Here is a 7,805-nt window from a genome sequence, read left to right as displayed (position 1 = left end):
GCAATCCCTTACGACCAATTACCTGGCGACCCTTCGTCCCCGACTTGGGATAGCGTCGGATCGGGATCTCGCTTACCTAACGGCTGGCGTGGCATTTACGCAGGTCAGCTACCTGGAAAGCTACAGCGACGGCGGCGCTCCTGCCGGAAGCGGAAGTGCGGCGGCGTCGAAGTCGTTGGTGGGCTGGGTCGCCGGCGCAGGCTGGGAACATGCCTTAGCGGATCATTGGACGTTCCGCGCCGAATATCTTTACGCGAACTTCGCGAAGGTCAACGCGCTCGGTGCGATAACCGACGCGGGCGGTGGCGCCAATACGCTGCACGGTTCCAGCGATTTGACCACCCAGCTTCTTCGGGCTGGCCTGAACTACAAATTCTGATCGCTTGGGCGCGTCGTGCGCGAACTCGCTCTTCCCAGCCTCTTCATCGCCGGACCGCACAGCGCGTCGCCCGGGCAACTCGAAACATCTCGATCCAACGGTGACATCATGTCGACCATTACTCAGATTTCAACATTACCGGCGCTCGGCACTCTGAGCCGCCGAATCGCCGCGGCCTTCGCGGTATGCGTTCTGACGGCGATCCTGTCCGTCGGATCTCTTGTCGGCCTGACGACGACGGTCGCGCGCGCGTGCGCCTGTGGTTGCAGCGTGTTCGACGTCGGCGGCCTCGATTTGCCGCAGGAGCAAGAGCATGGCGGCAGAGTCTTTTTCGAATACTGGAGCCAGGACCAGACGCAAAACTACGTCGGCAGTTCCAAGACGCCGGCGGCGTTGAATACGGACAAGGAAATCAAGACCCAATGGTACAATGTCGGCGCCAGCTACAACTTCAACCGCGACTGGGGCATCATGGTAAGGGTGCCAGTAAGCTCCAACCGCTCGCTGACAACCGAGACCGACTTCATGTTTCCAGGCCAGATTCAGACGTTCAACTCCAGAACGTTTGGCGACCTGGAGATCATGGGGGTCTACACCGGGTTCGCGCCTGACTTGTCAACCGGCCTCATCTTCGGTCTCAAGCTGCCGACAGCAACTTTTACGGCCGTTGGGATTGATCGCGACAACCAGATCGGAACAGGCAGCACCGACCTGATACTGGGGGCGTTTCATCGCGGCCTGCTCAGCGGTGACAATGCATGGCAGTATTTTTCGCAGTTCGTATGGCGGCAACCGTTCCTGTATCAGTCGGCTGCCGACCCGCAGGGCTTTTTCGACGGTAACCTCGGGGTCGTCCAAACCTATCATCCGGGCATGCAGATCGATGGCGCCATCGGCATCATTTACAATAACTGGTACCATGTGCTCGGCCTCGACAAGATAACCCCGCTTGCCCAAGTGATCGTGTCCCACCGGGAATCCGACAACGGTAGCGGGTCGGATCCCCTAAATTCCGGCTTCGACCGGGTCATGTTGTCGCCGGGCATTGAGTTCACGAAGGTCCTGGACGAGGCCAACAACAGGGTGTTCAAACTCTATGTCGATGTCGAAGTCCCCGTCTATTACCGGGCCAACTCCGCGAATAATGCGGGGACGGAAGGTCAGCTTGTGGCGCCGTACCTGTTTAAGCTCGTTACGAGCTATAATTTCTGAAGATCAGGAAGTCGCGGCGGGCAGCAAGATTCCGCTTCAATACCGAGGGGCCGATTGATTGCTGTGTGATCGGCCGATTTTGGAAGCGTCTGTCGGGTCTCGCCGTTTGTAACGGGATTGTGGGCTGACGCTATATGAGCGAGGAGGTCCACGGTGCAGGAGACTACAACATTGAGTGGGCAAAATAGCATACCGCGAACGTGCCTGCGGCTTATGCCTTCAAACTCAAGCATTCCCGTACTAATCGCGGCTTCGCTGCTCCTTCGGACCGCGGGGTGCGGCTTCGCGTTGGCCGCCCCGTCCATCGATGCGCCGGCGCCGACCCTCGTCTTGTCCGAGCTTGGCGGGCAGACTTTTGATCTGAGCAAATTACGCGGCAAGGTCGTTCTGGTAACCTATTGGGCGACGTGGTGCGCTCCCTGCAAGAAGGAAATGCCGGTCATTGACGCATTCTATCGGCGTTATCACGAACGTGGCTTGGAAGTGATCGGCATCAGCGCCGACCGGCCGCAGGATTTCGCGAAAATGCGCAAGATGAGCAACGCGCTGGCTTACCCTACCGCGACCCTGGACCAGATTGCCGATAATGGGTTCGGCCCGCCCGAAGGCTTTCCTCTGACTTATGTCATCGATCGCGATGGCGTGATCCGGGACAAATTCATTGACGTTCGGGAGCAATTGCTGAGAGACGTCGTACTCCCGTTGTTGCCCCAATAATTCGAGTTCCAGGGTTTGGCGTAGTCATGCTCGCGCAAATGAGAACCGCTCTCGCCACAATTTCATTCGTTGCAACGGCGTTGCTGTGCCATTCGGCGGTCTACGCGCAGTCGCTCCAGTCGGGAAGCTTTGTTGCGGACTCCAACAATGGCTGCAAAGTCTGGAACCCGCATCCGCAGTCCAACGAGTCGGTGACCTGGTCCGGGGCCTGCGCCAATGGCTTTGCACAGGGGGGTGGCAACCTGCAATGGGTTCACGATGGCAAGCCTTACGAGAAAGACGAGGGTGAGTGGAACGAGGGCCGGCAGTCCGGTCGCGGTTCGCAAGACTGGTCTTTGGGCCGCTATGACGGCGAAATCGTGAATGGCGAGCCGCAGGGGCGAGGTGTATTGAAGCTTCGGAGTTCTCGTTATGAAGGCGAATTTCGCAACGGAAAGCCGAATGGGACCGGAGCCGTCACGAGTCCTGAGGGCTTCTTCAAAGGGAACTGGAAAGATGGCTGCCTAGAGGGCGACAAGCGAAGGATCGCGTTCGGCGTCCCGTCGTCGACTTGTCACTAGATAAAGCCGCCGCCGAGAAGAAAACCGGAGGAGATCGACCGATGAAATATCTCGCACCGCTTGTCTTATCGATACTTGTCCTCTGTGTGAGACCGGGTCTGGCGGCGACGGTAGCGGCCGCCTCGGAGACCAAAGGCAAGACCTGCCGAATGGAGCAGCAATGCCATTGGGATAATTTCAAAAAGATCTGCGTTTATGTCAAGGTCTGCCGCTGATGGCCATGAACAACGACGTGACGATGATATGGCCGCCGGAGAGAGGTCTTACCATCGAGCCCGGCAAGACCATGAAACGGGTGCCGGGTGGCTATCGCCGATGTGAGCCTTCCTGATTGTGCCTCAACATGTGCGGGGAATTTTCATGTCTATCCGTGTTCTGCGCGCGAGCCTGTGCGGGCTCGCCATCGCGCTCGTTCCCTTGAGGCAGAGTGCCGCTCACGAAATCGTCGGCAACCGCTTCTTTCCGGCCGGTGCCGATCCCTCAGCGCGCCCGGCGGATTGACCGGGATGGGCGCCAACGCATTCCAGGACCTGGAGACCACCTTCAAATATCGGGTGTTCAGGGATCCCGCCCATGAATTCGTGATGTCTGTCGGTCTCAGCATCGAATGGGGCGGCACGGGCGCAAAAAGCGTCGGAGCCGATCCGTTCAACACCTACACGCCGACCGCCTATTTCGGCAAAGGCCTCGGCGATCTCCCGAACATTCTGTCATGGATTCGACCGGTCGCGATCACCGGCCAGGTCGGGTACGCGATCCCCGGCAGAAATTTTACCAGGACTTTCGGGATCGATCCGGACGGCAGCGACCTGGCGATCGACACTGAATTCGATCCGCGGGTATTGAACTGGGGCGCGACGATCCAGTACAGCATGCCCTATCTCAAGAGCGCGGTGGTCGACCTCGGCCTGCCGGATTTCATCGATCACCTGATCCCGCTGGTTGAAGCAAATTTGCAGACACCGGTGGCTAATACCCTGACCGCCGGCACGATGACGACGGGTACCATCAATCCCGGGGCGATCTGGGTTGGAAATACCTTTCAGGTCGGGATCGAGGCGTTGGTTCCGATCAACCGGCAAAGTGGCACCAATGTCGGGGTGATCGCACAACTGCGCTTGTTCCTCGACGACATCGATCCACATGGGATCGGCAAGCCGATCTTTGGCGAAGCGGTCCAACCCGCCAGTCCGTTTGGGAGGCACTGATTATGCATCGCTCGATTCTTGCAGGAATGATCCCGCTACTGCTGTTGCTCGCGATCGGTGAAGCCAAGGCGCATGCTTTTCTCGACCATGCGGAGCCGCGCGTCGGCAACACCGTTGCGACGGCTCCGCGCGAAGTGACACTGTGGTTTACGCAAAAGCTGGAGCCCGCCTTCTGCACCATCACCGTCACCGACTCCGCCGGTCAGCGCATCGATACCGGGAAGGTCCGCGTCGGCGGCAACCAGATGTCGGTCGCATTGCGTCCCGGTGGCAGCGGAACCTATCACGTGACTTGGCGCGTCCTCTCGGTGGACACGCATACGACCGACGGTAGTTTCAGCTTTCAAGTAGGCAAATAGGCGCAAGGGACCAACCCATGGAGTGGTTCGGAGCGCGGATCGACGGGCCAATGGTTACCGTTCGCGCGATACACTTCGCGGCCACCGCGGTCATGGCCGGAAGTCTGATGTTCCGGGCCGTGGTCGCGGCGCCGGTGTTGCCTTCGGACCGGGCGGCAGCCGGGTTGTTACAGACGCAAACCCTGCAGGCAGGGTGGATCGGACTGGCCACTACGCTCGCGTCCGGCGTGATCTGGCTGCAATTGCAGGCGATGTCCATGAGCGGCCTTCCGTTCCACGAGGCCATGGCATCGAACGTTCTGCTGACGGTTATGAACCGGACGCAGTTCGGTCTGGTCTCTGAGCTTCGCCTCGTCCTTGCGCTTGCGCTGGCCGTTTGTCTGACCTATGACCGGCTCGCACTGTCACGCTGGCTGGGGCTCGTATCGGCTCTGGGCCTGACCGCAGCCATCGCGTGGACTGGCCATGCTGCATCAACGATGGGCGAAACGGGTTTCCTGCATCTGACCGCAGACGTCCTGCACGTGATCGCGGCGGCGGCCTGGACAGGAGGGCTGGTAGCCCTGGTCCGGCTGATGGCCGTAATGCGACTCCACCCGGGGCTTGCGCATTTTGCGCGCGACGTCATCCTACGCTTTTCGACGCTCGGCATCGCTTCGGTGGGCACGCTCTTGCTGAGCGGGACCGTCAATTCGTGGATTCTGGCGGGTTCATTCCACGCACTTGCCGTTACCGAATATGGGCGGCTTCTGATGCTCAAGATTGGCCTGTTCGCCGTCATGGTGGCGTTCGCCGCGGTCAACCGCTTCCGGGTAACGCCACAGCTCGCGCAGACCGAGCCACGGCTCGACGTGCTGGATCAACTAAGGCGGAACAGTCTGATCGAGATCGCCCTTGGCTTCACCATCTTCGCCATCGTAGGTGTGCTCGGCACGCTACATCCCGCGATCCACTTTCTATGACCTGTCGATCGGAGGAGGCCTGCACATGCATATCAAAAGACCCATGTGGATGTTGATCGCGCGCGCCGCCGCGTGCGCCACGATGATTTGGTATTGCCTCGCCGCGCCCGCGGGCGCCGAAGAGCTCAAGGCCGGCGATCTCGTCATCACCCAGGCCTGGAGCCGGGCCACGCCAGGTGGCGCGAAAGTCGGCGGCGGTTACCTGACGATTGAAAACAAGGGCTCGACGCCGGACCGGCTGATCGGCGGCTCGGCTGACGTCGCCAGCAAGGTCGAGGTCCACGAGATGGCGGTCAATAACGGCGTTATGACGATGCGGCTGCTGGATAACGGTCTCACCATCGAGCCCGGCAAGACCGTCAAGCTGGCGCCGGGTGGCTATCATCTGATGCTGGTCGATCTGAAGAGCCCACTCAAACGGGGCGAGAAAGTTCCGCTGACGCTCGAGTTCGAAAAGGCCGGCAAGGTAAGGGTCGTGTTCGAAATTGAGGGCGTCGGGGCGCAAGGGCCGGCAGGTGGGCCTAATCCGGGTGACCACATGGACATGAAGATGGATCACATGAAGATGTGAGCCCGGAAAGCGCGCCAAACGCGCCTTCGCGTCGCGCCGGCAATCGCGCCGGAAAATCGCCAGCGGAGGGGGTACCGGGTCATTAGGCTCGTGAGTTCAGCCGGTTCCGCCTAATTTCCGCGCTCCAGGCCGCCGGTAAAAACAGCAGCAGATCCGAAGCATTAATGGCTATTCCTGGCACTGCCCTTGTGTTTTCGCAGCCGATCCGGTTTCACTGCTCGTCTCCCGTATCCGACCGATTCCCTGAGTGTCCCCATGCGATTGTCGCGGTTCTTTCTACCCATCCTTAAAGAGAATCCGAAAGAGGCCGAGATCGTGTCGCATCGGCTGATGCTGCGCGCGGGCATGATGCGGCAGGAAGCGGCGGGCATCTATGCTTGGCTTCCGCTCGGCTTACGGGTGCTGAGGAAGATCGAGCAGATCGTCCGCGAGGAGCAAAACCGGGCCGGCGCCCTGGAAGTCCTGATGCCGACGCTGCAACTGGCGGACCTTTGGCGCGAAAGCGGACGCTACGATGCCTACGGTCCGGAAATGCTGCGCATCACCGACCGCCACAAGCGCGAATTGCTTTACGGGCCGACCAACGAGGAAATGATCACCGAGATTTTTCGCAGCTACGTCAAGTCCTACAAAAGCCTGCCGCTCAATCTCTATCATATTCAATGGAAATTCCGTGACGAGCAGCGACCGCGTTTCGGCGTCATGCGCGGCCGCGAATTCCTGATGAAGGACGCCTATTCGTTCGACATCGACGAAGCGGCGGCGCGGCGCGCCTACAACCGGATGTTCGTCGCCTACCTGCGGACCTTCGCGCGGATGGGGTTGAAGGCCATTCCGATGCGCGCCGAAACCGGACCGATCGGCGGCGATCTGAGCCATGAATTCATCGTGCTCGCGGCGACCGGCGAGTCGGCGGTTTATTGCGATAGCGACGTGCTCAATCTGCCGGTGCCCGGCGAGGAGATCGACTACGACGGCGATCTCACCCCCCTCATCAAGCAGTGGACTTCGGTCTACGCCGCCACCGAAGACGTCCACGATGCCGCGCGGTTCGAGCGTGAGGTGCCCGATGGGAAGAGGCTGCACACCAGGGGCATCGAGGTCGGCCAGATCTTCTACTTCGGCACCAAATATTCGGACAAGATGAAAGCCATGGTCGCCGGCGCCGATGGTGCCGAGGTGGCTGTTCATGGTGGCTCCTACGGCGTCGGTGTCTCGCGGCTGGTCGGTGCCATCATCGAGGCCTGTCATGATGACGCCGGCATCAAATGGCCGGAGGCGGTCGCCCCGTTCAAGGTGGCGATCCTGAATTTGAAGCAGGGCGCCGCCGACACCGACGCGGCCTGCGAACGGCTTTATCGCGAGCTCGGCGGCGGGGGCGTCGATGTGCTGTACGACGACACCGATCAGCGTGCCGGCGCCAAGTTCGCCGCCGCCGACCTGATCGGGGTTCCCTGGCAGATCCTGGTCGGTCCCAAGGGGCTCACCGAAGGCAAGGTCGAACTTAAGCGGCGCAGCGACGGGAGGCGGGACAATCTCAGTCCGGCGGATGTCGTGGCGCGGCTGATTGCGTGACGAATTATCCACCGCGGCTGCGGGGAGTTGCGCTGTTAAGGCTACAATTGGGCCGAATCATGTGAAAATCGAACGAGGGATGCAACCATGAGCGAGACAGTTCGAACCCGACCTTTCGCGCCATTCGAATGGCTTTTGTCCGGACGCTATTTGCGGGCTCGTCGCAAGGAAGGCTTCATCTCCGTCATTGCCGGTTTCTCCTTCCTCGGCATCATGCTCGGCGTCGCCACGCTGATCATCGTGATGGCCGTCATGAACGGTT

11 protein-coding genes and 1 pseudogene are annotated in these 7,805 nt (G+C 60.3%); all 12 read left to right on the top strand.

The features are described 5' to 3' along the window. Positions 1 to 379, top strand: a 379-nt coding sequence (locus ABSG20_RS24225) for an outer membrane protein (RefSeq protein ID WP_423867032.1), incomplete at its 5' end; no start/stop codon positions are given. A 15-nt stretch (positions 380 to 394) separates the two neighbouring features. Then, positions 395 to 1,591, top strand: coding sequence for a hypothetical protein (locus tag ABSG20_RS24220; RefSeq protein WP_423867031.1), 1,197 nt, complete (start codon positions 395 to 397; stop codon positions 1,589 to 1,591). A 153-nt stretch (positions 1,592 to 1,744) separates the two neighbouring features. Beyond that, the gene (locus ABSG20_RS24215; protein WP_423867030.1) at positions 1,745 to 2,308 is read left to right on the top strand and encodes a TlpA family protein disulfide reductase; all 564 of its coding nucleotides are present in this window, start codon (positions 1,745 to 1,747) and stop codon (positions 2,306 to 2,308) included. A 26-nt stretch (positions 2,309 to 2,334) separates the two neighbouring features. Continuing rightward, entirely contained in the window at positions 2,335 to 2,868 is a 534-nt protein-coding gene (locus ABSG20_RS24210) for an MORN repeat-containing protein (RefSeq protein WP_423867029.1), read from the top strand. Between the two features lie 41 nt (positions 2,869 to 2,909). After that, positions 2,910 to 3,083, top strand: a complete 174-nt coding sequence (locus tag ABSG20_RS24205) for a hypothetical protein (RefSeq protein ID WP_423867028.1) — start codon at positions 2,910 to 2,912, stop codon at positions 3,081 to 3,083. Positions 3,084 to 3,228: 145 nt separating this feature from the next. Then, on the top strand, positions 3,229 to 3,369 hold the full coding sequence (locus ABSG20_RS24200) for a hypothetical protein (RefSeq protein WP_423867027.1): 141 nt from the start codon (positions 3,229 to 3,231) through the stop codon (positions 3,367 to 3,369). A 5-nt stretch (positions 3,370 to 3,374) separates the two neighbouring features. Then, the gene (locus ABSG20_RS24195; RefSeq protein ID WP_423867026.1) at positions 3,375 to 4,076 is read left to right on the top strand and encodes a hypothetical protein; all 702 of its coding nucleotides are present in this window, start codon (positions 3,375 to 3,377) and stop codon (positions 4,074 to 4,076) included. A gap of 2 nt (positions 4,077 to 4,078) precedes the next feature. Next, positions 4,079 to 4,435, top strand: a complete 357-nt coding sequence (locus tag ABSG20_RS24190) for a copper resistance CopC family protein (protein ID WP_423867025.1) — start codon at positions 4,079 to 4,081, stop codon at positions 4,433 to 4,435. Positions 4,436 to 4,452: 17 nt separating this feature from the next. Then, positions 4,453 to 5,397: a copper homeostasis membrane protein CopD gene (gene copD, locus ABSG20_RS24185; RefSeq protein WP_423867024.1), complete on the top strand. Its 945-nt coding sequence runs from the start codon at positions 4,453 to 4,455 to the stop codon at positions 5,395 to 5,397. A gap of 49 nt (positions 5,398 to 5,446) precedes the next feature. Beyond that, positions 5,447 to 5,968: a copper chaperone PCu(A)C gene (locus ABSG20_RS24180; RefSeq protein WP_423867033.1), complete on the top strand. Its 522-nt coding sequence runs from the start codon at positions 5,447 to 5,449 to the stop codon at positions 5,966 to 5,968. Positions 5,969 to 6,223: 255 nt separating this feature from the next. Then, positions 6,224 to 7,543, top strand: a complete 1,320-nt coding sequence (gene proS, locus ABSG20_RS24175; protein ID WP_423867023.1) for a proline--tRNA ligase — start codon at positions 6,224 to 6,226, stop codon at positions 7,541 to 7,543. Positions 7,544 to 7,630: 87 nt separating this feature from the next. Beyond that, a pseudogene (locus ABSG20_RS24170) lies at positions 7,631 to 7,805 on the top strand (lipoprotein-releasing system transmembrane subunit LolC); the annotation flags it as partial.

The sequence above is a fragment of the Bradyrhizobium sp. genome, assembly GCF_049512235.1.
Lineage (GTDB): Bacteria > Pseudomonadota > Alphaproteobacteria > Rhizobiales > Xanthobacteraceae > Bradyrhizobium.
Note: the sequence above shows the minus strand (reverse complement) of the source record. Positions and strands in the feature narration are given on the sequence as shown.